31 protein-coding genes are annotated in these 25,617 nt (G+C 65.0%); 12 read left to right on the forward strand and 19 right to left on the reverse strand.

Going from position 1 to position 25,617, the window contains the following annotated elements; genetic code table 11:
• The 3 genes from VFG49_RS10665 to VFG49_RS10675 form a co-directional block, all read left to right on the forward strand.
• A partial coding sequence (locus VFG49_RS10665) for a C40 family peptidase (protein WP_324860251.1) occupies positions 1-232 on the forward strand: 232 nt, incomplete at its 5' end.
• A 208-nt stretch (positions 233-440) separates the two neighbouring features.
• Complete coding sequence (locus VFG49_RS10670) at positions 441-893, forward strand: MarR family winged helix-turn-helix transcriptional regulator (RefSeq protein ID WP_324860253.1); 453 nt, start codon at positions 441-443, stop codon at positions 891-893.
• 4 nt (positions 894-897) lie between these two features.
• Positions 898-1,326 (forward strand): organic hydroperoxide resistance protein, encoded by a 429-nt coding sequence (locus tag VFG49_RS10675; protein WP_324860255.1) that lies wholly within the window; start codon positions 898-900, stop codon positions 1,324-1,326.
• Positions 1,327-1,498: 172 nt separating this feature from the next.
• Here VFG49_RS10675 and VFG49_RS10680 read toward each other — a convergent pair whose 3' ends face one another.
• Positions 1,499-1,984, reverse strand: coding sequence for a peptidylprolyl isomerase (locus VFG49_RS10680; RefSeq protein WP_324860257.1), 486 nt, complete (start codon positions 1,982-1,984; stop codon positions 1,499-1,501).
• Positions 1,985-2,033: 49 nt separating this feature from the next.
• Complete coding sequence (locus VFG49_RS10685; RefSeq protein ID WP_324860259.1) at positions 2,034-3,278, reverse strand: MFS transporter; 1,245 nt, start codon at positions 3,276-3,278, stop codon at positions 2,034-2,036.
• Positions 3,279-3,441: 163 nt separating this feature from the next.
• Here VFG49_RS10685 and VFG49_RS10690 point away from each other — a divergent pair, with 163 nt between their 5' ends.
• The 3 genes from VFG49_RS10690 (at position 3,442) to VFG49_RS10700 (ending at position 6,138) form a co-directional block, all read left to right on the forward strand.
• Positions 3,442-4,107 carry a class I SAM-dependent methyltransferase gene (locus tag VFG49_RS10690; RefSeq protein ID WP_324860261.1) on the forward strand — a complete coding sequence of 222 codons (666 nt, stop codon included), beginning with the start codon at positions 3,442-3,444 and terminating at the stop codon, positions 4,105-4,107.
• A 177-nt stretch (positions 4,108-4,284) separates the two neighbouring features.
• Positions 4,285-5,604, forward strand: a complete 1,320-nt coding sequence (locus VFG49_RS10695) for a DEAD/DEAH box helicase (protein ID WP_324860263.1) — start codon at positions 4,285-4,287, stop codon at positions 5,602-5,604.
• A 123-nt stretch (positions 5,605-5,727) separates the two neighbouring features.
• Positions 5,728-6,138: a hypothetical protein gene (locus VFG49_RS10700; RefSeq protein ID WP_324860265.1), complete on the forward strand. Its 411-nt coding sequence runs from the start codon at positions 5,728-5,730 to the stop codon at positions 6,136-6,138.
• 177 nt (positions 6,139-6,315) lie between these two features.
• Here VFG49_RS10700 and VFG49_RS10705 read toward each other — a convergent pair whose 3' ends face one another.
• The 3 genes from VFG49_RS10705 to VFG49_RS10715 are packed head-to-tail and all read right to left on the reverse strand — an operon-like array spanning position 6,316 to position 8,522.
• Complete coding sequence (locus VFG49_RS10705; RefSeq protein WP_324860267.1) at positions 6,316-6,879, reverse strand: GNAT family N-acetyltransferase; 564 nt, start codon at positions 6,877-6,879, stop codon at positions 6,316-6,318.
• Positions 6,876-7,724, reverse strand: a complete 849-nt coding sequence (fghA, locus tag VFG49_RS10710) for an S-formylglutathione hydrolase (RefSeq protein ID WP_324860269.1) — start codon at positions 7,722-7,724, stop codon at positions 6,876-6,878. The genes VFG49_RS10705 and fghA overlap by 4 nt, the downstream gene beginning before the upstream one ends.
• Positions 7,725-7,772: 48 nt before the next feature.
• Complete coding sequence (locus VFG49_RS10715) at positions 7,773-8,522, reverse strand: SDR family NAD(P)-dependent oxidoreductase (RefSeq protein WP_324860271.1); 750 nt, start codon at positions 8,520-8,522, stop codon at positions 7,773-7,775.
• Positions 8,523-8,641: 119 nt separating this feature from the next.
• Between VFG49_RS10715 and VFG49_RS10720 the strand changes: the two genes are divergently transcribed.
• Together VFG49_RS10720 and VFG49_RS10725 are read left to right on the forward strand one after the other, a co-directional pair.
• On the forward strand, positions 8,642-10,504 hold the full coding sequence (locus tag VFG49_RS10720; RefSeq protein WP_324860273.1) for a DEAD/DEAH box helicase: 1,863 nt from the start codon (positions 8,642-8,644) through the stop codon (positions 10,502-10,504).
• 287 nt (positions 10,505-10,791) lie between these two features.
• A complete protein-coding gene (locus VFG49_RS10725) occupies positions 10,792-11,592 on the forward strand; it encodes a class III extradiol ring-cleavage dioxygenase (protein WP_324860275.1) in 801 nt (266 codons plus the stop codon).
• Here VFG49_RS10725 and VFG49_RS10730 read toward each other — a convergent pair.
• The gene (locus tag VFG49_RS10730) at positions 11,579-11,926 is read right to left on the reverse strand and encodes a cupredoxin family copper-binding protein (RefSeq protein WP_324860277.1); all 348 of its coding nucleotides are present in this window, start codon (positions 11,924-11,926) and stop codon (positions 11,579-11,581) included. The genes VFG49_RS10725 and VFG49_RS10730 overlap by 14 nt on opposite strands.
• Entirely contained in the window at positions 11,923-12,864 is a 942-nt protein-coding gene (locus VFG49_RS10735; RefSeq protein WP_324860279.1) for a metallophosphoesterase family protein, read from the reverse strand. Before VFG49_RS10735 ends, VFG49_RS10730 begins: the two co-directional genes overlap by 4 nt.
• Positions 12,865-13,018: 154 nt before the next feature.
• On the opposite strand from VFG49_RS10735, the gene VFG49_RS10740 reads away from it, so the two are divergent.
• On the forward strand, positions 13,019-13,576 hold the full coding sequence (locus VFG49_RS10740) for a sigma-70 family RNA polymerase sigma factor (RefSeq protein WP_324860281.1): 558 nt from the start codon (positions 13,019-13,021) through the stop codon (positions 13,574-13,576).
• A complete protein-coding gene (locus VFG49_RS10745) occupies positions 13,563-14,342 on the forward strand; it encodes an anti-sigma factor (RefSeq protein WP_324860283.1) in 780 nt (259 codons plus the stop codon). The genes VFG49_RS10740 and VFG49_RS10745 overlap by 14 nt, the downstream gene beginning before the upstream one ends.
• A 1-nt stretch (position 14,343) precedes the next feature.
• On the opposite strand, the gene VFG49_RS10750 is transcribed toward VFG49_RS10745, so the two are convergent.
• On the reverse strand, positions 14,344-14,706 hold the full coding sequence (locus VFG49_RS10750) for a YkgJ family cysteine cluster protein (RefSeq protein WP_324860285.1): 363 nt from the start codon (positions 14,704-14,706) through the stop codon (positions 14,344-14,346).
• A 99-nt stretch (positions 14,707-14,805) separates the two neighbouring features.
• Positions 14,806-15,672: a KPN_02809 family neutral zinc metallopeptidase gene (gene ypfJ / locus VFG49_RS10755; RefSeq protein ID WP_324860287.1), complete on the reverse strand. Its 867-nt coding sequence runs from the start codon at positions 15,670-15,672 to the stop codon at positions 14,806-14,808.
• A gap of 108 nt (positions 15,673-15,780) precedes the next feature.
• Between ypfJ and VFG49_RS10760 the strand changes: the two genes are divergently transcribed.
• On the forward strand, positions 15,781-16,173 hold the full coding sequence (locus tag VFG49_RS10760; protein ID WP_324860320.1) for an MAPEG family protein: 393 nt from the start codon (positions 15,781-15,783) through the stop codon (positions 16,171-16,173).
• A 70-nt stretch (positions 16,174-16,243) separates the two neighbouring features.
• Here VFG49_RS10760 and VFG49_RS10765 read toward each other — a convergent pair whose 3' ends face one another.
• Positions 16,244-17,800 (reverse strand): TerC family protein, encoded by a 1,557-nt coding sequence (locus VFG49_RS10765; protein ID WP_324860289.1) that lies wholly within the window; start codon positions 17,798-17,800, stop codon positions 16,244-16,246.
• A gap of 209 nt (positions 17,801-18,009) precedes the next feature.
• On the opposite strand from VFG49_RS10765, the gene VFG49_RS10770 reads away from it, so the two are divergent.
• Positions 18,010-18,828: a type II CAAX endopeptidase family protein gene (locus VFG49_RS10770; protein WP_324860291.1), complete on the forward strand. Its 819-nt coding sequence runs from the start codon at positions 18,010-18,012 to the stop codon at positions 18,826-18,828.
• Between the two features lie 119 nt (positions 18,829-18,947).
• Here VFG49_RS10770 and VFG49_RS10775 read toward each other — a convergent pair whose 3' ends face one another.
• The 9 genes from VFG49_RS10775 to VFG49_RS10815 form a co-directional block, all read right to left on the reverse strand.
• Positions 18,948-19,517 (reverse strand): nucleoside triphosphate pyrophosphatase, encoded by a 570-nt coding sequence (locus VFG49_RS10775; RefSeq protein WP_324860293.1) that lies wholly within the window; start codon positions 19,515-19,517, stop codon positions 18,948-18,950.
• 25 nt (positions 19,518-19,542) lie between these two features.
• Positions 19,543-21,054, reverse strand: coding sequence for an acetyl-CoA hydrolase/transferase family protein (locus VFG49_RS10780; RefSeq protein WP_324860295.1), 1,512 nt, complete (start codon positions 21,052-21,054; stop codon positions 19,543-19,545).
• A gap of 93 nt (positions 21,055-21,147) precedes the next feature.
• Positions 21,148-21,597, reverse strand: a complete 450-nt coding sequence (locus tag VFG49_RS10785; protein WP_324860297.1) for a GNAT family N-acetyltransferase — start codon at positions 21,595-21,597, stop codon at positions 21,148-21,150.
• 147 nt (positions 21,598-21,744) lie between these two features.
• Entirely contained in the window at positions 21,745-22,215 is a 471-nt protein-coding gene (gene rlmH, locus VFG49_RS10790; protein WP_324860298.1) for a 23S rRNA (pseudouridine(1915)-N(3))-methyltransferase RlmH, read from the reverse strand.
• 84 nt (positions 22,216-22,299) lie between these two features.
• On the reverse strand, positions 22,300-22,692 hold the full coding sequence (gene rsfS, locus VFG49_RS10795; protein WP_324860300.1) for a ribosome silencing factor: 393 nt from the start codon (positions 22,690-22,692) through the stop codon (positions 22,300-22,302).
• Between the two features lie 75 nt (positions 22,693-22,767).
• Positions 22,768-23,835: an NAD(P)H-dependent flavin oxidoreductase gene (locus VFG49_RS10800; protein ID WP_324860322.1), complete on the reverse strand. Its 1,068-nt coding sequence runs from the start codon at positions 23,833-23,835 to the stop codon at positions 22,768-22,770.
• 96 nt (positions 23,836-23,931) lie between these two features.
• Complete coding sequence (locus VFG49_RS10805; protein WP_324860302.1) at positions 23,932-24,225, reverse strand: hypothetical protein; 294 nt, start codon at positions 24,223-24,225, stop codon at positions 23,932-23,934.
• 373 nt (positions 24,226-24,598) lie between these two features.
• Positions 24,599-24,880 carry a pentapeptide MXKDX repeat protein gene (locus VFG49_RS10810; protein WP_324860303.1) on the reverse strand — a complete coding sequence of 94 codons (282 nt, stop codon included), beginning with the start codon at positions 24,878-24,880 and terminating at the stop codon, positions 24,599-24,601.
• Positions 24,881-24,952: 72 nt separating this feature from the next.
• A complete protein-coding gene (locus tag VFG49_RS10815; protein WP_324860305.1) occupies positions 24,953-25,612 on the reverse strand; it encodes an NrsF family protein in 660 nt (219 codons plus the stop codon).
• Positions 25,613-25,617: the final 5 nt, after the last annotated feature.

The following is a 25,617-nucleotide window of genomic DNA, read 5'->3' on the forward strand; positions in this document are numbered from 1 at the left end:
CTCCCGCGAGATGTCCGAGCTGGACGGTGCCCGGGTTCGCCAGATGACCGACCTGGTGAGCGGCGACCTGGTGTTCTTCGGGGGCACCGCCGGCATCAGCCATGTGGGCGTCTACGTCGGCAAGGGGCGGTTCGTCCACGCGCCCAACAGCGGCGGCACGGTCCGCCTGGACGATATCGACGGCCCCTATTGGCGCGACCATTTCGCGTTCGGCAAACGGCTGCTCGACTAAGGTGCGCTCCCTTCCGTGGGAGCGCACCCAGTGCGCGACGGCAGAGTCCGGTCCTCCTGCCAATTGGTAGTTGCATGACCGCCATAGCCGCATCAACTCCAATCGCGCACTGGGTGCGCTCCTGCGGGCATCGGTTTTGGTTCCGCCTATCGCTTCGATTGAAAATTTGAATTGTACACAATTTAATTTTGAGCTTAGGATTTACTCCATGAAACGGAAGCCCACCCCCGATCACCTGCTGCTCGATGCCCAGTTCTGCTTTTCGCTGTATGCGGCGTCGCGTGCGGTGACCGGCGTGTACAGGCCCTTGCTGGAGCCGCTGGGACTGACCTACCCGCAATACCTGGCCATGCTGGTGTTATGGGAGAAGGACGGCCTGACGGTTCGCGAGCTGGGGCAGCGCCTGCAACTGGACTCAGGAACGCTGACGCCATTGCTGAAGCGTTTGCAGGCAGCCGGGCTGGTCGATCGCCGTCGTCGCGTCGAGGACGAGCGCGAAGTGGAAATCCGTCTCACCGATGCCGGACTGGCCCTGCGTGAACAGGCCAGCGAGATCCCCGCATGCATGGCCCAGCGCCTGCACATGTCACTCGGACACATGCAGAAGCTGCGCGATGAACTCAAGCAAGTAACCCTGCAACTCTCCCCCACTGAGGACTGACACCATGAGCATCAGCAAGATTCTCTACACCGCCACCGCCACCGTCACCGGCGGCCGCGAAGGGCACGCCAAGAGCGACGACGGCGTGCTCGACCTGCAGTTGGTCGTGCCCAAGGGCCTGGGCGGCCCGGGTGGCGCCGGCAGCAATCCGGAACAGTTGTTCGCGGCCGGCTATGCCGCGTGCTTCGAAGGTGCCGTGCGCTTCGTGGCCCGCCAGAAAGGCGTGACGTTGAAGGACGCCTCGGTGACCGCGCATGTGGGCATCGGCCCGCGCGAACCGACCGGCTTCGGCATCGCAGTGAAGCTGGACGTGAGCCTGCCCGGCATCGACCGCGCCGTGGCGCAGGAACTGGTGGACATCGCACACAGCGACATCTGTCCGTATTCGCATGCGACGCGCGGCAACGTGGACGTGCAGATCACCCTCGTGTAATACCGCCCCTGTAGGAGCGCACCCAGTGCGCGATCACGCACTGCGGCGAGCTACAGCTCACACAGGCAATACACAAAAAAACCCGCCTATATGGCGGGTTTTTTTCTTGTTTCCAGACCGATCGCCAGCCTGCTGTGCGCACAGAGGGCGCTTTACAGGAGGCAACGTCTGCTTAGTGCGCCTCGGCACCCGGCGGGTGCGCATGGCCGTGCTGGATTTCTTCCTCGGTGCCATCGCGCACTTCGTTGACGGTCACATCGAAGTTGAGCGTCTTGCCGGCCATCGGATGGTTGAGGTCCACGTCGACCGTGGTCATGCCCACTTTCTCGACCACCACCACGCGGTTGCCGCCTTCCTTCAGCGCCAGCACCGTGGTCATGCCCGGCTTGAGCTTGGCCGCCTGCTGGAAGTACTTCTTCGGCACGCGCTGGCTCATGCCCGGCTGGCGTTCGCCATAGCCTTCGGCCGGGGCGATTTCCACCTGAAGGTTTTCGCCGGCTTCGCGGTCTTCCAGCGCCTTTTCCAGGCCCGGAATCAGCTGCCCGTGGCCCAGCAGGATCCACAGCGGCTCGTTGCGGTCGAGCGAGCTTTCCACCTTTTCGCCGTCTACGGTCAGCGTGTAGTGGAGCGAGACGACTTTGTCCTTGCCTGCCTTCATTGGGTATCTCGTGAGTAATGCAAACGGTGGATTCTAGCAGCCTGGCCGCCTAGCCGCCCGTCCCCACGCGGTCCCGGCCAAAGCGCACGCCCCGGGCCTCCGGCCCCAGCCAGGCCAGCACGGCCAGCAGGACGGCTACGCCGGCAATCCAGGCCGACATGGCGAACGCCAGGTCATCGCCGTGCTGCCTGGCGATCCACAGCTGCGCATTGGCGGTCACCGCGGCCAGGAGGTTGCCGGTCTGATAGGCAAAGCCTGGCAGCGTCCCGCGCATGCCCTCGGGCGCCAGTTCGTTGAGATGCGTCGGCACCACGCCCCAGGCGCCCTGCACCATCACCTGGATCAGGAAGGCGCCCAGCGCCAGTAGCGGCAGCGAGTTGCCGTGCATCCACAGCGGAATGACCGGTATCGCCAGCAGCGCCGCCAGAATGATCGCGCGCCGACGCCCGATGCGCTCGGACAGCGAGCCGAAGAACAACCCGCCGACCAGCGCCCCCAGGTTGAGCATGGCCACCAGCATGAAGGCCGCACCCGAGCCGGTGGGCAGGTGCAGGCCCTCCTCCTCGAACGTGTGGTAAAGGTCCTGCGAGCCGTGGCTGAACATGTTGAAGGCCATCATCAGCAGCATGAGATAGATGGCCAGTTTCCAGTGCCCGCGCATGGATTCCAGCAGGCCCTTCTTCTGCTGCATGGCCCGCCCCTGCTGCCACACCTCCGACTCCGGCACGCTGCGGCGGATATACAGCACCAGCAGTGCTGGCGCCGCGCCGACCACGAACAGGCCGCGCCAGCCAATGTGGTCCACCAGCAGCCAGTTTACCAGCGCGCCCAGGAAAAACCCGCAGGGATAGCCGCTCTGCAGCAGGCCCGACACCACGCCACGCGCCCTGGGCGGGATGGACTCCATCGCCAGCGAAGCGCCGATGCCCCACTCACCGCCCATGGCGATGCCAAACAGGAAACGCAGCACCAGCAGCATCGTCAACGACGTGGAAAACGCCGTGGCCAGTTCGAACAGCGAAAACAGCACCACGTCGAGCATCAGGATCGGCCGGCGGCCGTAGCGGTCGGCCAGACGTCCAAACAGCAGCGCACCCACCGGGCGTGCGGCCAGCGTCAGCAGCAGGCCGACGGCCACCTGCTCCTTGCCGACATGGAATTCCTGCGCCACGCCCACGATCACGAAGGTGAGCAGGAAGTAGTCGAAGGCATCCAGCGTCCACCCAAGGAAACTCGCAAGCACGGTATGGCGCTGGGTGGTGTTCAACTCACGCAGGGGCGCAAACGGCGACATCGGCTACTCCGTCTTGGAAGGCTTGGCGCCCACGCGCCGCACCGGGCGCCAAGCGAACCATCAAGGCCATCGCGGCGCAAGGGCGACCATCGCCGGGAGTGGCGCTGCGTCTCGCTGCATCGCACACTGGCCTTCACGTTGCGCAATCACGGAGTCGGTTGACATGTCCGTCATGGATGCCACCGCCCTTTATCGCATTGCCGAGTCATACGATCACTGGTTCCAGCGCCGCTACGTCCAGGGCAAGCTCGCCACGGATCCGGCCTATGCGGCCGTAGCCGACCTGGTGGCGCGGCGTCCCTTGCCCTTGTTGGATATCGGTTGCGGCATCGGCCTGCTGGGGCAGTACCTGTACGCCAGGGGCGTGCTCGTTGCCTACCTCGGCGTCGACCATGATCCGCGCAAGATCGAAGCCGGCCGTCGCGCGCTGCGCCAATCCGGCCTGGACAAGACCGTGCCCCTGCGGCTTGCCGATGGCTCGACGGCTTATCCGCTCCGTGGCCATGTCGCGGTCCTCGACGTGCTGCATTACCTGGACAAGGCGAAGCAACGGGAACTGCTGGACAACGCCGTGGCCCATCTCGCTCCCGGCGGCATGCTGATCGTGCGCAACGTGCTGCGCGAACGCAGCTGGCGCTATGCCGCCACGCGCGTTTCCGAGTTCTTCCTCAGTGCCAGCGGCTGGATGCGCGTGGGTGCACAGCACTACCCGAGCGCTGACGAATTGCACGAGTTGCTGGAGGGCGCCGGGCTGCGGGTCAGCATCCGCTCCCTGCACGGCAGGACGCCTTTCGACTGCTATCTCATCGTGGCTGAAAAGCCCGAATAAGCCTGCGTTGGCGCACCGGGAACCCGCAAACCCCGAGATTCCTGACTGATGCATCGACCTGGTCCAGCAGGCCGTCTCGTTTTCGGCTATACTGCGCGGACGGCCAACGCGCCGTCCCTCCCTTACTGAATAATGCAACGCGGTTCGATGAACGCTCCGGGTTGCTCTGGAGCCTCCATGTCTTTCGAATCGCTGGGCCTTGCGCCCGCGTTGTTGCGCGCGCTTGCCGAACAGGGCTACGCCGAACCCACTCCCATCCAGGCAGCGGCCATTCCGGTCGTGCTTGAAGGCGGCGACCTGCTCGCTGCCGCCCAGACCGGTACTGGCAAGACGGCCGCTTTTGCGCTGCCCCTGCTGCAACACCTTTCCACCGCCGGTGCCACGCAGACGCGTCGTCCGCGCGCGCTGGTGCTTACCCCGACCCGCGAGCTGGCCGCCCAGGTGAATGACAACCTGCGCGACTACGGCAAGCACATGCGCGTCAGCAGCACCACCATCTTCGGTGGCGTCAGCATGGGCCCGCAGATGCAGGCGCTGCGTCGCGGCGTCGATGTCGTCATCGCCACGCCGGGTCGTCTGATCGACCACATGCAGCAGCGTTCGATCGACCTGTCCGGCGTTGAAGTGCTGATCCTGGACGAAGCCGACCGCATGCTCGACATGGGCTTCCTGCCGGCGCTCAAGCGCATCCTGTCCGCCGTGCCGCGCCAGCGCCAGACGCTGCTGTTTTCGGCCACGTTCGCACCGCCGATCAAGGCGTTGGCGATGCAGTTCATGCATCAGCCGCGCGAAGTGTCGGTGACGCCGGCCAATTCGGTGGCCACCACGGTCACGCATCACGTGCATCCGGTCGACGCCGCGAAGAAGCGCGACCTGCTGCTGCACGTGCTGGCGCAGGACAGCCGCCGCCAGACGCTGGTGTTCAGCCGCACCAAGCATGGCGCCGACAAGCTGGTGAAGCAGCTGGAAATGGCCGGTCTGCGTGCCGCCGCCATCCACGGCAACAAGAGCCAGAACGCGCGTACGCGTGCGCTCAGCGACTTCAAGACCAACCGCATCACCGTGCTGGTGGCCACCGATATCGCCGCGCGCGGCATCGACATCGACCAATTGCCGATCGTGATCAACTTCGATCTGCCGATGGTGGCGGAAGACTACGTGCATCGCATTGGCCGCACCGGTCGCGCCGGTGCCGACGGCATGGCCGTGTCGCTGGTGAGCCATGACGAAGCCGGGCTGTTGCGCGATATCCGCAAGCTGCTCAAGCAGGACATCGCCGTGAGCGAAGTGCCTGGCTTTGAGCCCTCGCACCCGCTGCGCACGGATGCCGCTGCACCGAAGCCGGTGCAGGGCCAGAGCCAGCGCCCGCAGCAGCGACCGGGTCGTCCGCCGGGTTCGCATCGCCCGCACCACGCACCGCATTCGCACGGCAACGATCGTCCCGCCGCCGGCAACCGCAAGCGTCGTCGCCCGGGCCGTCCCGCCGCCAAGGCGTGACTTGCGGCCTACGTCGCGCCCAACCAGTGACCTAGACGGTTGGGCGTAGACGTTACGGGGAATACAACCCCACGTTTCACGTCAGGATCATGCAGGGCCTCTCGCGTTTCCCGGAGTCCCTGCATGAAATCCGTCGCCTTCTGGCTTTCCTTCCTTTTGCGCATCGCCTTCGGCGCGCTGTTCGTCTTCTCGGGCATCAACGACCTGCTGCACTTCTGGCAGCCGCCCGCACCCGCCACGCCGCAATCGCAGGTCTTCATGCAAGGCCTGGCCGGCAGTGGCTATGTCTTTCCCGTGCTCGGCGTGGTCTACACCGTGAGCGGCCTGTGCCTGCTCGCCAACCGCTTCGTGGCGCTCGCATTGCTGATGCTGGCCGCGCCCATCGTGGTGATCTTCGGCTATCACGTGGTGATGGAACACCATGTTGGCCCGGGCGTGACGGTGCTGATCGCCTATCTCATCCTGGCGTGGCAGCAGCGAGCGACGCTGGCGATACTGCTGCGGCCTTCGGCCCCGGTCGCCGCAAACGGCTGAATGCCATTCTCCCTGCAGGAGCGCACCCAGTGCGCGAAAATCCGGGGTGCATGACGAGTCGTGCCGCGATCGCGCACTGGGTGCGCTCCTACAAAAATGGCACGCCGTGTGGCCTGGAGGCAGCTTTTGTGGGAGCGCACCTTGTGCGCGACAGCGACATCCGGCAATCGAACAACATCAATCGTCGCGCGATACCCCGCGAATGCGCGAGGTGAGTATGTGGTCTTCCCACACGCCAGCGATCTGCAGGTAATGCTTCGCATAGCCCTCGCGCTCGAAACCAAGGCGTTCCAGCAATCGACCACTGCGCTCGTTGCGCGGCATGTAATTGGCCATCACGCGGTGCAGGCCGAGTCCACCAAACGCCCAGGGCAGTGCCGCGCCCAGCACTTCCTGCATCACGCCCCGGCCCTGCCATGCGGCGGAAATGCCGTAGCCGAGATGGCACGCCTGGAAGGCACCGCGCACGATGTTGGCGAAGGTGAAGCACGCCAGCACCTCGTTGCCGGCGAGATCCAGCGCGAAGAACGGATAGCTGCGATCCAGCCGGATGGCTTCGCGCGATTCAGCCAGCGTCTGCACGCAATGGTCCAGCGTGTAGTACGCCTTGTCGCGCAACGGTTCCCACGGTGCCAGGTGTTCGCGGTTTTGCACGCGATAACGCAACAGGCGCTGCGCATCGCCAGGTTCGACCATGCGCATGACGGTGCGCGATGTCTGGATCGGATGGATCAGGTTCACAGCCGGCCGAGCGCCTTGGCGTGGTGACGCAGGTGATCGTCGATGAAGGTGCTGATGAAATAGTAGCTGTGGTCGTAACCCGGATGGCGGCGCAACAGCAGCGACTGTCCGCCTTCCGCACACGCCTGGTCGAACAGCTCGGGCTTGAGCTGGGTGGAGAGGAAACCATCCGCCTCGCCCTGGTCGATCAGGATTGTGCCGTCGAAGACACGGCGGCGCACCAGCTCGCACGCGTCATATTCGGCCCACGCCGCGGCGTCATCGCCAAGGTAACGTGGAAGCGCCTTCTGCCCCCACAGCACCTGCGTCGGCGCCACGATAGGTGCGAACGCGGACACGGAGCGATAGCGGTCCGGATGTCGCAACGCAATGGTGAGTGCGCCGTGGCCGCCCATCGAATGCCCCATGATGCCCGTGCGCTCCCGGTCCACCGGAAAATGCTGCGCGATGAGCGCGGGCAGTTCATCGACCACGTAGCTGTGCATGCGAAAGCGCGACGCCCACGGCGCCTGCGTGGCATCGACGTAGAAACCCGCGCCCTCACCGAATTCCCAATCGCCGGTGGCACCTTCGAAACCCGTGCCGCGCGGGCTGGTATCCGGCATCACCAGGATCAGGCCAAGCTCGGCAGCCACGCGCTGCGCACCGGCCTTGATGGTGGCGGTTTCTTCGGTGCAGGTGAGTCCGGCCAGGTAATACAGCACCGGGCACACTTCGCTGGCCGCTTGCGGCGGCTGGTACAACGCAAAGCGCATCGGCCCGCCGCAGAGCTCGGAATGGTGCCGATAAAAACCCTGCACACCGTCGTGGCAACGCTGTTCGGAGATCGTTTCGATCTCGGTCATGGCTGTTCTTCCTGGCTCGAATCGGCATCCATGATAGAGCGTTGCGAGTCAGCGCTCCTGGTCCGTGGGGCGCATCAGCACTTCGTTGATGTTGACGTGCGCGGGGCGCGATACGCAGAACACGATGGCATCCGCCACGTCGCGCCCTTGCAGCTGGCGCATGCTGTCGGCCCACGCATTGAGGTTGGCCTTCACTTCGGCATGACCGATATGGTCGCGCAACTCGGTTTCCACCACGCCCGGTTCGATCACCGTGACGCGGATGTTGTGCTGGTACACCTCGCGCCGCAGCGCCTCGGAAAACGCGACCACACCGAACTTCGTCGCCGAATAGGCGGCCGCATTGGGATTGGCCACGCGGCCCGCCGTGGATGAAATATTCACGACGTGGCCGTCGCGGCGCTCGCGCATGCCAGGCAACGCCGCCTGCGTGGAAGCAATGAGGCTGAGCACGTTCAGCTCCAGCATGTGTCGCCAGCGGCGGAGATCGGCCTGCTCCACGGGCTCCAGGTACATCACGCCTGCGTTGTTCACCAGGATGTCCAGACGTCCGTAGCGCGCTTCGGTTTCCTTCACGATGCGCTGCGCCTCGGCTTCGACGGCGAGATCGGCCACCAGCACGGTCGGCTCGGCACCAAGCTTCTCCAACCGGGAGGCGAGTGCATCAAGTCGTTCACGTCGGCGCGCAGCGATGGCGACTTTGGCGCCGGCCTCGGCCAGTGCCAGTGCTGTCGCCTCGCCGATGCCCGAAGAGGCGCCGGTCACCAGCGCAATACGGCCTTCTAGGGGTTTTGACATGAATATTCCTCGTGAATGGCGTCATTGATGCAACAAAATCATCGGTTTGGGCGGGCCGGCCTGTTACAATACGGCCATTCTCCCGCATGCCGTCGTGCATGCCATGTCGAGGTTCCCCCATGTCCTCCCCGTCTTCCGATTCCCAGCCGGCAGCCGTCGGCTTCGCTGCGCTTGGCCTTCATCCGGAGCTGCTGCGCGCGCTGTCCGATGTTGGCTACGAGTCGCCCTCGCCGATCCAGGCCGCCACCATTCCGCCGCTGCTCGAAGGCCGCGACGTGCTCGGCCAGGCGCAGACCGGCACCGGCAAGACCGCTGCGTTTGCGCTGCCGATCCTGTCGCGCATCGATCTCAAGCCCGGCAAGCCGCAGGCGCTGGTGCTCGCACCCACGCGCGAACTGGCCATCCAGGTGGCCGAAGCGTTCCAGCGCTACGCCACGCACATGCCTGGACTGCAGGTGCTGCCGATCTATGGTGGCCAGAGCTATGGCCCGCAGTTGCACTCGCTCAAGCGCGGCGTGCAGATCGTGGTGGGCACGCCCGGTCGAGTGATCGACCATCTTGAGCGCGGCACGCTGGATCTCTCCGAGCTGAAGTTCCTGGTGCTCGACGAAGCCGACGAAATGCTGCGTATGGGCTTCATTGACGACGTGGAAAAGGTGCTCGAGGCAACGCCGCCGACCCGCCAGGTCGCGCTGTTCTCCGCCACCATGCCGGCGCCGATCCGCAAGATCGCGCAGCGGCACCTGAAGGATCCGGTGGAGGTGACGATCAAGTCGTCCACCACCACCGCCGCCAACATCCGCCAGCGCTACTGGTTCGTCAGCGGCATGCACAAGCTTGACGCGATGACGCGCATCCTTGAAGCCGAGCCGTTCGACGCGATGATCATCTTCGCGCGCACCAAGTCTGCGACCGAGGAATTGGCCGAGAAGCTACAGGCGCGTGGCCTGGCTGCGGCGGCGATCAACGGTGACATTGCGCAGGCGCAGCGTGAGCGTGTGATCCAGCAGCTGAAGGACGGCAAGCTGGACATCCTGGTGGCCACTGACGTCGCCGCGCGCGGTCTCGATGTGGAACGCATCAGCCACGTGATGAACTACGACATTCCGTACGACACCGAAAGCTACGTGCACCGCATCGGCCGCACTGGCCGTGCCGGTCGCAGCGGCGAGGCGATCCTGTTCGTCACGCCGCGGGAAAAGGGCATGCTGCGCGCGATCGAGCGCGCCACGCGCCAGCCGATCGAAGAGATGAAGCTGCCGACGGTCGAGGCAGTGAATGACGTGCGCATCGCCAGGTTCAAGCAGCGCATCAGCGACACGCTGGCCGTGGGTGAACTGGCCTTGTTCCAGCAGCTGATCGAGCAGTACGAGCAGGAACACAACATCCCCGCCATCGAGATCGCCGCCGCGTTGGCGCGTATCTCCCAGGGTGACCAGCCGCTGCTGCTCACGCCCCCGCCGAAGCGCGAATTTGCACCGCGCGAGCATGCACCTCGCGAGCACGCGGATGTTCGTCACGCTGCGCGCGAGCACAAGCCTCGTGATCGCGACGGCGCGCCGCGTGAGTTTGTCGCGCGCCCCGTGCGTCCGCATCACACCGAGGAAGGCAAGCGCACCTACCGCGTCGAAGTGGGTCATGAGCACGGCGTGAAGCCAGGCAACATCATTGGCGCGATCGCCAATGAGGCAGGCCTGGAGAGCGGTTTCATCGGTCGCCTGAGCATCCGCGGCGAATACAGCCTGATCGACCTGCCTGACGGCATGCCGAAGGAAGTGTTCGAACACCTGAAGAAGGTGTGGGTGAGCCAGCAGCAGCTGCGCATCAAGGAATGGGACGGCGACGACAGCGGCGCCAACGAGGCACCGGCACACAGGCCCGGTGGTTTCCGGCCCGGCGGCGGCGGCTTCAAGAAGTCCCACGGCGGCAAGCCGCGTCCGCAGGGCCACGGTGGCGGCAAGCCGCCGCGCCGCGGGAAGTAAGCGGCGCTTCCAGCCGCCGCTTCCCCTGCCCGTCATTCCGGCGCAGGCCGGAATCCAGTGATGTTGCGCCTGGCTATCGCGAACAGCATTTAGCGCTATCCGCGAAAGCCGGCCGTAGTCGTGACTGGATTCCGGCCTGCGCCGGAACGACGAATGAGATGCTTCGATTCCTCAGACACGCGGCGCCGTTGCCATCGTTCCACTGGCGTGACGGATCGTTCACCGCACGCCCGCTGCAATTTTCGTAGCAGCCCCTACCCTATGGCGGTGTCCCCCGAGGAACCGCCATGACCATCCTGCCCAGCCTGTACATCTCCCATGGATCGCCGATGACCGCGATCCAGCCGCGGCGCGTGGGCGAGCGACTGGCCGAGTTGGCCAAGGCCCTGCCGCGTCCCAAGGCAATCGTGATCGCCACCGCGCACTGGCTCGCACGCCAGCCGCACGTGGGCGGCGCAACGCGCCCGGAAACCATCCATGATTTCCACGGCTTCCCGCAGGCGCTGTTCGACATCCAGTACCCGGCCAGGGGCGAGCCCGCGCTCGCCGCCCGCATCACGGAACTGCTGGACAAGGCCGGTCTGCCTACCACGCTCGATCCGACCCAGGGGCTGGACCACGGCGCATGGGTGCCATTGCGCCTGCTCTATCCCGAAGCCAACGTTCCGGTGGTGCCGATGTCGATCCAGCCCCAGCTTGGCCCGGCGCACCAGTACGCGGTGGGCCGCGCGCTGGCGCCGCTGCGCGAGGAAGGCTTGCTGGTGATCGGCTCGGGCAGCATCACGCACAACCTGCACGACTTCCGCTCCGGTTACAGCGAAGAACGCGAAGCACCGTACGTGCGTCCGTTCATCGAATGGATCGAGCGCAAGCTCGGCGAGGGTGATGTCGAGGCCCTACTCGACTACCGCCGCCAGGCACCGTTCGCCGAACGCGCTCATCCCACCGACGAGCACCTGTTGCCGCTGTTCGTGGCGCTGGGGGCAGCAGGTGAACAGGCGCATGCCACGCGTATCGATGCCGGCATCGAGTATGGCCTGCTGGCGATGGATATCTATCGCTTCGACAGCGCCGTCACTGCACGATGATGGTGCCGACCATCATCGGATGGATGGCGCAGTAGTACGCATACGTGCCCGGCTTGCTGAGCACCGCCGCGTAGCTGTCGCCCGTGTCCAGCGCCGGTGACGTATCGAACTGTTTCCCGGCGCTGACCACCACGTGCGGCTCGTCGTCGCGATTGATCCAGGTGATGCGCGTGCCGGCCTTCACGGTCAGCGTATTCGGCGCAAAGGCGAAATTGCGTATCTCGATGCGCGCGGCAGGTATCTTTGCCATTGCATCAGCCACGTCGCCAGCGGCCGCATGCACCGTTCCCGCGAGCAGCAACGGGGTCATCCACGCCACCAAGGCCCGCTTCACGACATCACCTCGTCCGTCACGGCCAGCGCGTGACTGCCTTGCACATGGCGCACGTCGCGGATGCCCAGGTAACGATGCAGGGCATCGGCGGGCACGTCCTTCAAGGGCCCCGGCGCGGGTGCCGTGCCCGGCAGCGGTTGCGGATATGCCGTGGAACGCGCGGTATAGAACGTGATGCTGCCTTCCACCTTCTGCTGGATCTGGTGGATGTGCCCATTGAGCACGCTGACCGAGCCGAATCGACGCAGGTATGCCATGGCCTCGCCGCTGTCATCGGTGCCCCAGCCCCATTCGGGATAGATCGACCACATCGGCATGTGCGCAAAAACCACCACCGGCGTGGACGCTGACAGCGACGCGAGGTCTTTCTTCAGCCATGCCAGTTGCTCGGCACCCAGTGAACCCAGTCCGCCGGCCTTGAGGTTGAGCACGTTGATCAACCCGACGAAATGCACGCCGCGGTGATCGAAGCTGTACCAGCCACCGGGCTGTTGTTTCTCGCCGAAGCGACGGAAAAATTCCGCGCCGTTGTCGCCGATGACATCATGCTCGCCGGGCACGTAGAACACCTTGCCCATGCTTGCGTCCTGCATGATGCCCGACAGGCTGTCCAATTCTTCCGGCTTCGACAGATGCGTGAGGTCGCCGGTGTGGAGCACGAAATCCGGCCGTGCCTTCTGCGCATTCACCATCGCCAGCGAACTACGCAGTGTGCCCGCCACGTCCATGTTCGGAGCCTTGTGGAAACCGATATGCGAGTCGCTGATCTGCACGAAGCGGAAACTTGCATCGACGGCAGAGTCCCCACCCTCGGCGCAGAGCGATCGGGCCTGCAATACACCGCTCTGCATCAGCCATAGCGTGCCGGCTCCGGCCCACGCCATGCATTCGAGGAAGCGACGGCGGCCGGGAACCTGATTTTCATCGGATGGGCGCATGGGTTCGTCTCCTGTTTTGGCGCCGGTTCATCCGCCGCCTTCCCTCTCCGATACCGGCGAAAGTACCGCCCTATTCCGCTGAAACAGCATTCACGCGAAATGGGAATGGCGCTGGAATAAAGTGGCGCGCAACGCGGTCTAGGCTTTTATGACCATGGATTCGTCCCGCCATCCCGACCCGGTTCGCAACACGCGCTTCGAGTCGCAGGTGTTGCCGCACCTGGACGCGGCCTACAACCTGGCGTACTGGCTGACCCACGATGCCAGCGAAGCGCAGGACGTGGCGCAGGAGGCCATGCTGCGTGCGTTGCGCTATTTCGACAGTTTTCGCGGCGGCGACGCGCGGGTGTGGCTGCTGGCCATCGTGCGCAACACCTTCTACACGCTCAGCAACCGCAAGCTGCCCGAAACGCTGCATGCAGAGCTGGACGACGAGGCGCACCCCCTGGTGGACGAAGGCCCCTCGCCGGAAGCGCTCACCTTGATTGCCGTGGACGTGGGCGCGCTGCAGGCCGCGCTGGAACGCATGCCCGCACCATTGCGCGAAGTGCTGGTGCTGCGGGAGCTGGAGGAATGTTCGTACAAGCAGATCGCCGCCATCATCGACCAGCGCATCGGCACCGTGATGTCGCGGCTCGCCCGCGCACGCGAACGACTTCGCGCCGAGCTGGGTCGCCACCCCAAGGAGGTACGTCGCCATGATGTGCGATGACGCCCGGCTGCTCCTGCACGCCTATCTCGACGACGAACTCGACGCCGCCGGAAGCGCGGCCGTGACACGCCACCTGCGCGAATGCGCGGCATGCACGGCGCGGCACGACACCTATGCCACGCTGCGCAAGGCGATGGCGCAGCCCACGCTGTATCACCGCGCGCCGGATGCGTTGCGCAGGCGCTGGTCCGCGTCCGCTACTGCTTCTGCCTCCCTGGAGACGCAGTTGGTGCGGCGACGCGCACCGATGCCGTTGGCTGCTGCCGCGGGATTCGTCGCGGCCTTGCTGCTGTCGGCTCCGGCGTGGCTTGGCGTACTGCGCTCCCACCGCGCCGAAGATCCCGTCGTCGCCGAAGCCTTGTCCGGGCACCTGCGTTCGCTGCAGGAACAGCACCTCATGGACGTGGTCTCGACCGACCAGCACACGGTCAAGCCCTGGTTCGAAGGCAGGCTGGATTTCGCGCCGCGCGTGAAGGATCTGGCCGGCGAAGGCTTCCCTCTCGTCGGTGGACGGCTGGATGCGGTTGGCGGGCGCAGCGTTGCGGCGCTGATATACAAACGCCGCTTGCACGTGATCAACCTTTTCCAGTGGCCCGTGGACGAAGCATCTACCGCGCAGGCGATCACGCAGGAACACGGTTACACAGTGATCGGCTGGACCGGCGACCACATGCGCTATGTCGCCGTGTCAGACGTCAATGAAGCCGAGCTGCGGCAGTTCGCGCTGGCTTTCCAGAACGAACCGGGCATGCCGGCGGCCCGCTGAGTCAGGCTGGCGCCGCAACTTCCGGCCAATCGGCCGGCGTGAGCAAGGGCAGGCCGTGCGCTACCCGTGCCTTGTCGCACTGGGCACTGGGCCGTCCAGATTCCCAGGAAGGCTCCACTTCCCGGCATACCGACGGGCGGCGCTCGTAGATGCCACAGTGCGCCGCGTCACCCACCGCTCCCTGCAACGCCACGCAACGCGGCCGCGACGCCTGGGTGCCGCGCATCACGAACCGGTGCGGGTCGAGCGTATCGGCCAGCTCCCGCGGCACGACGCCGCCCAGGGACGGCTCGGCTTCGGACCAGTGGAAGGCCACGCGGAAGTGGGCGCAGCAGGCGCCGCAGCGGAGACAGGGATGGAGCATGGGGACATTCTGGGCGCACCCCTTGGCGCGCGGCAGCGGCATTCTAGAACGACGAAGGCCCGCCTGCAGCGGGCCTTCGTCCACGCGAAGCAGACCGGCTCAGAGCTGGCCGGCAAACGTGTTGCAGCTGCCGATGTCGCCGCCCTCGAAGCCCGCCTTGAACCACTTCACGCGCTGCGCGGAGGTGCCGTGCGTGAACGAATCGGGCACCACCCGTCCCTGAGCCTGCTGCTGCAGGGCGTCGTCGCCGATCTTGCTAGCCGCGTTGAGCGCCGATTCGATGTCGCCCGCCTGCAGCCACTGCAGGCGTTGCTGGGTCTTGTTGGCCCATACGCCGGCGAAGCAGTCGGCCTGCAGTTCCTGCCGCACCGACAGGCCATCGGCGCCTTCCATGGGTGCGCCCCGGCGTCGTGCCTTTTCCACCTGGTCGAAGATGCCCAGCAGGTTCTGCACGTGGTGGCCGACCTCGTGCGCAATCACATAGGCGCGGGCGAATTCGCCCGATGCGTGGAAGCGGCTGTCCAGTTCCTGGAAGAACGCCACGTCCAGGTAAACCAGCTGGTCGCCAGGGCAATAGAACGGCCCCACAGCCGTGGAAGCCATGCCACAGGCAGTATTCACGCCACCGCTGAACAGCTTCAGCTGGGGATCGACATACTGACGGCCATGCTGCTGGAAGATGTCAGTCCAGGTCTTCTCGGTGGAGCCCAGCACCGCGCTGATGAAATCCTTCATCTGCGGATCGACTTCGGCGGACCGGCTCGACGGCGCCGCCACCTGGCCACCGTTGTCTGCCTGGCCCAGCAGCGCCGTGGGATCCTTGAAGAACACCAGGCCCAGGATGGCGAGGATGACGATGCCGCCGATGCCCATGCCCCGCCCGCCGCCGAAACGCGGCCCGCCGCCTCCGCCGCTGCCATCGTCAACGATCACGTTCTGACTGCGCTCACCCTTCTGCCAGTCCATGCGATGTCCCTCGCCAGCACCATGGTGCGATCCGGGGCACCATACCCCTCCCGCTGTGTAGCGTCGATGGATAAAGTGGCTGACCTTTTGCCAAGAGCATCACCCATGATCCAGCACCTGCCCGCCATCGTCGTCCTGCTTACCGTCCTGCTGCAGATGGGCACCATGTGGGCGGCGGGCCACGCCCGCGAGAAATACGGCATCAAGGCACCGGCCGTCACCGGCCACCCGGTTTTCGAGCGCGCCCTGCGCGTGCAGATGAACACGCTTGAGGCGACCGTGATGTTCCTGCCTTCACTGTGGCTGGCGGCGCAGTTCGGCTTCCCGCTGTGGGGCGGACTGGCCGGCCTGGTGTGGGTGGTGGGACGCGTGTGGTATGCCGTGGCCTACCTGAAGGATGCGTCCAAGCGTGGCCCGGGTTATCTCGTCTCGTCGGCCGGATGGGCGCTGACCCTGTTGCTGGGCGTGATCGGGTTGGTGCGGGCGTTGATGGTGGGCTAAGACGAGAGCTTGTCGCACTCCCACAGCAGCTCTTCTCTTGTGGGAGCGGAGCCTGTGCGCGACACCGGCCTCAGGCTTCGGGGGTTACCTTCAACCGCTCGATGCGCGCGCCATCCATCGCCACCACCGCGAAATGCAGGCCTTCGCTGGTGAATGCATCGCCCACGCTGGGCAGTCGTCCCAGCTGTTGCAGCACGTAGCCGGCGAGCGTGGAGAAACTGTCATCGCCGCTCAGCTTCATGCCCAGCAGGTGTTCCACCCGGCGCAGATCCAGGCTGGCATCCAGCATCCAGCTCCCGCCGGTTTCCTGCACGGCAGAAGGATCGCCGCTCTCGTCGCCGGGAAATTCACCGGCGATCACTTCCAGCACGTCGGTCGGCGTGACCAGGCCGAGCACGCTGCCGTACTCGTCCACCACCAGCGCCACCTGCAGGGGCGAGCGGCGGAATTCCTCGATCAGGCGCAGCACGCTGAGCGACTCCAGCACGGTGAGCGGCTTGCGTGCGACCTGTTCCACTTCGATGCGGCCATGTTCGAGCAGGCTTGCCAGCAGGTCCCGTGAGGACGCCACGCCCACCAGTTGGTCGAGGTCGTCGCCCGCCACGGGCAACCAGGCATGGCTGGACGCGCTCACTTCCGCGCGAAGCTGCTCGGGACTCTCGCGCGGATCGATCCAGTTGATTTCCGGGCGCGGCGTCATGATCGAACGCACCGGTCGATGCGCGAGGTCCAGCACGCCCTGCACCATCGCCAGCTCGTCCTTGCCGAACACCGCCATGTTGCCCTCGGCGCTCGCGGCCGCCTGATGAGGTGCAGTCTCTTCCTCCTCCTTGCCCGCGCCGCCGAGCAGATTGAGCACGGCCATCGCGGTGCGGTCGCGCAACGTGCGCGCGCTGCCCAGCAGGCTGCGCTTGCGATTGCGGCGCATGGTCTGGTTGAACGCCTCGATCATGATCGAGAAGCCGATCGCGGCGTACAGGTAACCCTTTGGAATGTGGAAACCGAAGGCTTCCGCGACCAGGCTGAAACCGATCATCAGCAGGAACGACAGGCACAGGATCACCACGGTCGGCCGCGCGTTGACGAAGTTCGTCAGCGGCTTGCTGGCGCTGATCATCAGGATCATCGCCAGCACCACGGCGATCATCATCACCGACAGGTGATCGACCATGCCCACTGCGGTGATCACCGAATCGAGCGAGAACACCGCATCCAGTGCCACGATCTGCGCCACCACTAGCCAGAAGCGGGCAGGCGCGCGCTTGGCGGCATCGTGATGATCGTCGGCCTCCAGCCGCTCATGCAGTTCCACTGTGGCCTTGAACAACAGGAAGGCGCCGCCCAACAGCAGGATGATGTCGCGCCATGAAAGCGAGACGGCGCCCCATTCGATGATCGGCGTGGTGAGCTTCACCAGCCAGGACATGGCGCCCAGCAAGGCCAGCCGCATGACCAGCGCCAACGAGAGGCCAAGCACGCGGGCCCGGTCGCGCTGGCGCGCCTGCAACTTGTCGGCAAGGATCGCGATGAAGACGAGATTGTCGATGCCGAGCACGATCTCCAGCACCACCAGGGTGAGGAGACCCGCCCACGCCGTAGGGTCGGCCAGCCAGTCGAAAGCGAACATGGGTCGGCGCTCGCCGCGCCGTTTTTCCTTCTTGGAACGTCTCGCCACTATACAGGGCGGGCACGTGAACGCGGCGAAAGCCCTCGTCTACCGTGCCAAAGGACAGGATTGCGCCTGCTCGCCGGCAGGCACTAGCGTGTCCTGGTCAGGCAGCGAGCGCGATGCGTCCTGGCGGACATGAGTACACGCGCGCCTGCAGGACCGCACCGATGGACGCGAACCCCTTGAAGTACGCCACTGTTTCGCCGCCATCCGAGCCACTTCCGTCGACAGCCCCTCGAGTCGTGCACGCGCTCTGGCTGATCGCGCTGTATTTCGCGCTGCAGGTATCCGTCGGTGGGTTGATCAGCCTCGCGGCGGGCCTGTATGCGGTGGTGCACGATGGCCAGGGCATCGCCAACGTCATCCACCAGACCCGTGTATGGCTCAACCAGCCTGATGCCAGCGCCATTGCGGTAATGATGACGCTGCTGATCTCCGCCATGGTGATGGTGTATCTCATCCGTCGCTGGTGGCCTGCGCTATGGAGCATGCCCAACCTTCCAGGGCTCGGCTTCGCCCCGGCGCGCCCTGTCCTCATTTACGGCGTGGCGCTGGTGCTGGGCATCCTGATGCCCATCGTCGGCGGCATGCTGACCCAGTGGCTGGCCCATGGACACGAAGTCAGCCAGGACATCAAGCAACTCGGCTCGCATATATCGCTACCCTTGCGCCTGCCGCTCGCCCTGCTGGTCGTCAGCATCGGTCCGTTGGTGGAAGAACTGCTGTTTCGCGGCGTGCTGCTTTCGGCCATCGCCCGCCACCTGGGCAGCAGCTGGGCCATCGTGCTCAGCGCCGCGCTGTTCGCGTGCGTGCACCTGCCGGACTTGTCCTTCCTCTGGTATGCGCTGCCCAACCTGGCATTGCTCGGGCTCGTCCTCGGATGGTTGCGCGTGCAGTCCGGTTCGATCTGGCCATCCGTGTTTTCGCACGGCGTGAACAACCTGCTCGCCGTGGTGTCCTGGTTCGTGATGACGCCGGGTAACTAAGCCGTATTCCCGCGATCTTTGCAGGAGCGCACCCAGTGCGCGATTGCACCTCAACGACAGGCCACATCGCGGGGCCATCGCGCACTGGGTGCGCTCCTACAAAAGCTGCAGCGCTGCGCTCAGGCGCCCATCAACCCATGCGCGCGCAGCAACCGCACCGTCTCGAACACGGGCAAGCCCATCACGCCGGAATGGCTGCCGTCGAGATGTTCGATCAAGGTGGCGCCGTGCCCCTGGATCGCATAGGCGCCCGCCTTGCCGAAGGCTTCGCCAGTGGCGATATACGCAGCGATCGCCGCGTCATCCAGTTCGGGCATGCGCACGCGCGACACGCTGGTGTCGGTCCATTCGCCATCGCGGCCGACCAGCCACACGATGGAAATCACCTCGTGCACGCGCGCCGACAAACGTCGCAGCATGCCGGCGGCATCAGCGGCGTCCGCAGGCTTGCCGAACACTTCGTCATCGAGCACCACTTCCGTATCCGCGCCAAGCACGAAGGCGCGCGGTTCGCGGATGGCGGCAAGCCCTGCGAGCGCCTTCTCGCGGGCCACGCGGCTGACATACTCGCGCGGAGACTCCGCCAGCGCGCGCTGCTCGGGAATATCGACGTCGACGACGCGAAAGTCCACGCCGATCTGTTCGAGCAATTGGCGACGGCGTGGCGACTGCGAGGCGAGATAGAGCATGGCGGCGAACCTTCAAGCGGGACGCCTAAGGTCGCATATCCCCTGTTTCAAGAAAACGTTGATGCCAGGACAGCGCCTCATTGAGCAAGTGCGGCGTATGCTTGCCGCGACTGTCGCGCAGCGATCGCTCGAAGTAGTCCGTCAGCAACGGACGATAGTCCGGATGCGCACATCGCTCGATGATGACCTTCGCGCGCTGCCGCGGCGAGAGGCCACGCAGGTCGGCCAGCCCCTGCTCCGTCACCACGATGGCAACGTCGTGTTCGGTGTGGTCCACGTGGCTCACCATCGGCACGATGCACGAGACGGCGCCGTTCTTGGCCGTGCTCGGCGTGAGGAAGCACGACATGAAACCGTTGCGCGCGAAATCGCCCGAACCTCCGATGCCGTTGATGATGCTGGTGCCGGCGACGTGGGTGGAGTTGATGTTGCCGTAGATGTCCGCCTCCACCATGCCGTTCATGGCAATGCAGCCGAGCCGGCGCACCAGTTCCGGATGGTTGGAGATCTCCTGCGTGCGCAGGATGATGCGCTTGCGGTAGAAATCGATGTTCTCGAGGAATCGCTCGATGCCCGCCGGACTCAGTGAGAACGACGTTGCCGAAGCCACCGACAACACATCGTTGGCGAGCAGATCCAGCATGCCGTCCTGGATCACTTCGGTGAATGCGGTAAGCCCAGTGAAACCGCCATCGCGAAGGCCGACCAGCACCGCGTTGGCAATATTGCCGACGCCCGACTGCAGCGGCAGCAACTGCGGCGACAGGCGGCCCTTGGCAATCTCGTGGCGAAAGAAGTCGATCAGGTGGCCGGCGATCTGGCGCGAGGTGTCATCCAGCGGCGAGAACGCGCTGTTGCGATCGGGCGCGTTGGTTTCCACTACGGCGATGACCTTGTCCGGATCAAGCCGGAGATAAGGCTCACCGATGCGATCGTCGGGCTTCAGCAAAGGGATCGGCTTGCGGTGCGGCGGCAGCGCGGTGCCGTAGTAGATGTCGTGCATGCCGTCCATTTCGAGCGGCTGCCAATGATTGACCTCGACGATGACCTTGTCGGCCAGATCCAGCCAGGTCTTGTTGTTGCCCACCGAGGACGAAGGCAACAAGCTGCCATCGGGCATGATCGCCGCGGCTTCGATGATGGCGAGGTCGATCTTGCCGAAGAAGCCGAACCATGCGTACTGCGCCACGTGGCTGAGATGGATGTCCAGATAGTCCATTTCACCGCGATTGATGCGCGCGCGAAGCTCGGGATCGGACTGGTACGGGAGGCGCAGGTCGATGCCATCCGCGCGCGCGAGTGCGCCATCCAGTTCGGGCGCAGTGGAAGCACCTGTCAGCACGCGCACGCGGAACGGTTCGTCGCGCTCGTGCGTGGCCACCATGCGCGCCGCCAGCGCCTGGGGAACTGCCTTCGGATAGCCCGCGCCGGTGAAGCCGCTCATGCCTATGGTCATACCGTGGCCGACCAGCTCGGCGGCCCGCGTTGCCGTCATGACCTTGCTGGCAAGTCCCGCGTGGCGGATGCGCTTGTCCATGGTGCCTACTCCTGCGATGCAATCCGCCGATGGTAGCGCCCGGTCGCGTCAAACTCTTGGCAAGCTAGACGATGGTCGGATGTAGGAATCGGCTTAAAGCGCGAGGGTGTATTCGCGAAATTCCGTGTCCCGTTTCCAGCCCAACGACTCATAAAGGCGTTGGGCCGCCTCATTCGCATGCGCCGTGGAGAGCGACATGCCCACCGCACCGGCCGCACGCGCGAAGTCGCTCGCCCCGTGAATCAACGACGCAGCAACCCCGGCTCGACGCGCGTGTGCTGCGACGAAAAGATCATTCAGCAGGTAGGTTCGCGCCGCTCGCACCGAAGAAAACAAGGGATAGAGCTGGGTGAAGCCCAGCGGCTGCCCATCCTTGTCCAGCGCCAGCAGGATCACCGATTCGTGATGCTGGAAACGATCGAGCAGAAAGCGCCGAGCCAGCGCCGGATCCGAAGGCATGTCATAGAACTGGCGATATGCATCGAACAACGGCGCGACCAAGTCGACGTCGTGGATGGTGGCTTGGCGTAGCGTGATGGACATGCCCGCTCCTCGATGTGGGTGACGTGTCGAGTATGCGATACATCAGCCGGCGCCTGGGGGAGCGCTTCGTGTGCGTAGCCCCAATGCCACGCCGCTGGCTGGAAGGCCATTCGCGCACGGGGTGCGCTCCTACAAAAAAGCGATCGGTCAGGCGCGATGGTAGGGATGGCCGGACAGCAGCGTGGTGGCGCGGTACAGCTGTTCGGCCAGCACCAGGCGCACCAGCATGTGCGGCAGCGTGAGCGGGCCCAGTGACCAGCTCTGGTCGGCTCGCGCAAGCACTTCGGGCGAGTGACCGTCCGGTCCGCCGATCAGGAAAGCCAGGTCGCGACCGGACATGCGCCATTTCTCCAGCTGCGCAGCCAGGTCTTCGCTGGACCACGTCTTGCCGCGGCCATCCAGCGCCACGACGTGAATATCGCGCGGCAGCGCAGCGAGGATGGCGGCGCCTTCGTCCTGGATGGCTCGCGCATCATCACGGCCCTTGCCACGGATACCGGGTTTCAGCTCGATGAGTTCGAGCGGCAAGTCGTGCGACAGGCGTTTGCGATATTCGGCAAAGCCTTCCGCCACCCAGGCGGGCATGCGTTCACCTACGGCAATCAGGCGTGCACGCATGCGCCTTCACCAAAAACAGGAAAGTAAAAGGAACCACCGCGCGCATCGATAAGCGCGCGGCATCGACCGCCGGAGCGTGGAACATCAACCCACGCTGGCGACTTCGGCGTCGACTTCGCGATCACCCACGGTCCACAGCCTCTCCAGGCCGTAGAACTCGCGGATGCGCGGGAGCATGACGTGGACGATCACGTCTCCCAGGTCCACCAGTACCCACTCGGCTTCCCGCTCGCCTTCCACGCCGAGCGGCATCACGCCCGCCTTCTTGGCGAACTTGACGACTTCGTCGGCGATGGATTTCACGTGGCGCGCGGAGGTGCCGGAGGCAATAACCAGCAGATCGGCGATGGAGGTCTTGCCGCGGACGTCGATTTCACGAATGTCCTTGGCCTTCAATTCGTCCAGCGCGTCGAGAACTTGCTGGCGAACGACCGCAGTGGTGGCGGATTTGGTGCTGCGAGGGGACGTCTGACTCAAGTGCGGTTGCCTCGATGCTTGATCGATGCGCGGGATGGCGCGGAGCCAGTATACCGCCCTGCCCTGAAGCCCGCGTCAAGCAAGGCTTTCGCGAGCCTGGGCGTACTCCTCAAGCAAGATCGCGACCAACTCCGCTGCCGGCATGATGCGGGCCAGGCCCGCAGCCTGACCGCACCACTCCGAAACGAGATCGCCCCTTCCAGCCGCGGCCGCGGCTTTGCGTAGGGGCGACGTCAGCGCATTCATCACCGGATACGGCGGTAAACGCCCCGCTTGCGCCTCCAGGGCATCCACATAGGTATTGCGCCGCCCGCGGGCCGCGCGACCGGAGAAACTGCGGATGGTGGCGACACGGGTGTCCTCGGTGGCGGGGATGTCCTGCTTCCATGCTGCCGCCGCGGCGGATTCCGGGCAGCCCAGAAACGCCGTGCCGAGCTGGGCGACTGAGGCTCCCAGCATTTCCGCCGCGGCCATGCCCCTGCCGTCCATGATGCCGCCACCGGCGATCAGCGGAATATCCACGGCGCGCGCCGCCAGCCGGATCAGGGCGAACAGGCCCACCATGGCGTCCTCAGGCTCGTGGAGGAACGTTCCCCGGTGACCGCCCGCCTCCGCGCCCTGCAGGCTGATCGCATCCGGCCCCAGCGTGGCCCAGGCACGCACCTCCGCCAGCGAGGTGGCATTGCCGACGATGGCGATGTCGCGCCGCCTGAGCTCATGCATCTGCTCCGGGGTAAGCAGGTTGAAAGTGAAGCTCGCCACGGCGGGACGCGCCTCACATAACGCGGCGAATTGATCGGAGAACCGCGGCGCCCAACGTTCAGGTCGCGTCGTGCGAACCGCCAGGCCTTCCCGTTCCATCAGTGCGTCGAGCGACGCGCGCGCTTGATCAATCGCCGCCTCGTCCTCGTCAAACTCATCGGGCAGCACGAACAGGTTGAGCGCGAAGGGGCGATCAGTGAGTGCACGTATTTTCGCGGCATCATCGAGGATGGCCTGCGGCGCGAGATAGCCCACGCCGTGCGAACCAAGGCCACCCGCTCGTGACACCGCCGACACCAGCGCCGGCGTCGAGGAGCCGGACATCGGCGCGAGCACCAGTGGCTGGGACATTCCCAGCCGATCAAGCAGTCCGGAAGGCATGACCACTACTCCACGGGATCGATGCCGTCTATTACACCACGCAAAAAAACAAGGCTCTCCATCGGGAGAGCCTTGCACTTGCGGATCACCGGGGAATCAGTGGCCGCTGGTCGATGCCGCAGCGGGTTCAGTTGCATTCTTCTTGTGCTTCTTGTGGTGCTCGGTGCTCTTGTTGGCGTCGCTCTTCATCGCATCGGAGTTTGATTTCATGGCATCCGAATTCGATTTCATGGCATCCGAATTCGATTTCATCGCGTCGGAACTGGACTTCATCGCATCCTGTCCCGACTGCGGCGGCGGTGGCGTGTTCTGCGCCATGACGGGCGACACGGCAACACCCAGGGCAACAGCAGTGGCGAGCGCGAGTACGGCGTAACGGGAAACTTTCATGGGTACGTATCTCCTGGAGCGGTGGGATAACCGTGCGGTCCATGCCGCACTTCCATGGAACGGCCATCGTCATCCCTCCTGGGCGACGCTGGCGATCCGGAGCCTTGTAAGCGCGGCTCCGGCCATACCGCATCAGTGGTCCTGCGCGATGCGAACGGTCCATTCCTGGTCCGTCAACCAACGCTCCGGCCCGCGTTTCCCCCGCCACTCGAACCGGAGCGCGGCAAGCGTATACCCGCGCCGTGCACCAAAAAGCAGCCCGCCGACATGCTCGTTCAGCGTCAATATCGGCAGGCCGCCAGCGCATCGCGGCGAATGCTGCGGTGCTCAGCACATACGCATCGCCGCTAGTTCTTGCGACGCGCAATCCATATCAATGCCCGCTGGACATCGCGCCGCCGTCGGTGCTGCCGCCATCCTTCTTCATCATGTCATCGTGCTGCATCGCATCACCTTTCTTGCTGGCGTCATGCTTTTTCATGCTGTCGTGCTTCGTGGCGCCGGATGAATCCTTTTTCATCATCGCGTCGCTGCTTTTCATGGCGTCCTGCTTCATGGCGGTGCCCGCGGATGCCGGCTGCATGGCGTCCTGTGCATAGGCGATGGATGCACTGGCCAGGGCGGCGAAGAGTGCAAACGAAAGGACGGTCTTCATGGGAAATCTCCTGAAAGAATGAAGGATGCGGTTTGTGCCGCATGCCTTCCTTCGCCAGGAGCAACGAGGAAGTTACTTGAGCGCCGGCTGCAACAATCGCCCGCCCATCAGCGCGTTGATCAGGATCACCATGCCGACCGCGGCGGCGTGGGTGAACAGGTCGGTCGCCGCCACCGCGAAGCCATGGCAGATTTCCAGCAGCGCCGCCGATGCCGCCGCGCTGGCGAGGCCAATCATCATGGCCGCGAGCACGGGGCGCAGTGGACACGCACGCCGCAGCAACCAAACCAGCAGTGCCGACAACGGAACCGAAAAACTCAGGATGAATGTCAGGCAGTCGACGGCCTGGTGGACGTCCGCCACCTGCGCACCGGGCACGACGATGTCGCGCAGACAACCCAGTCCACTCGCACCGATCCACAACAGCAATCCCGGCACGGGCAACCATGCCCAGCGCGCCGAATGGCCGGGTACACCCAGCGCAAACGCGACCCAGGCGGCGCAGATCGCCGTGATCACCGCGCCGGCACCGGCCAGTGCGATGTCTGGCTCCGCGGCCCATCGGCTGAGCATGTGCGCCGCGCCGTAGTGCCATAACAGCACGGCTGCGATCGCCGCCACGGCCAGCAGCCAGCCCATCGTGCGCAGCCAGGGCGGCAACAGTCGCCGCACCGGGGTGAGCTGCACGCCCAGCGACTGGATCAGTGACTCGTGGAGTCGCGGTTCGGACATGGTAC

Origin of the sequence: Dyella sp. (assembly GCF_035685885.1) — a bacterium.
In the GTDB taxonomy this organism is placed as follows: domain Bacteria; phylum Pseudomonadota; class Gammaproteobacteria; order Xanthomonadales; family Rhodanobacteraceae; genus Dyella.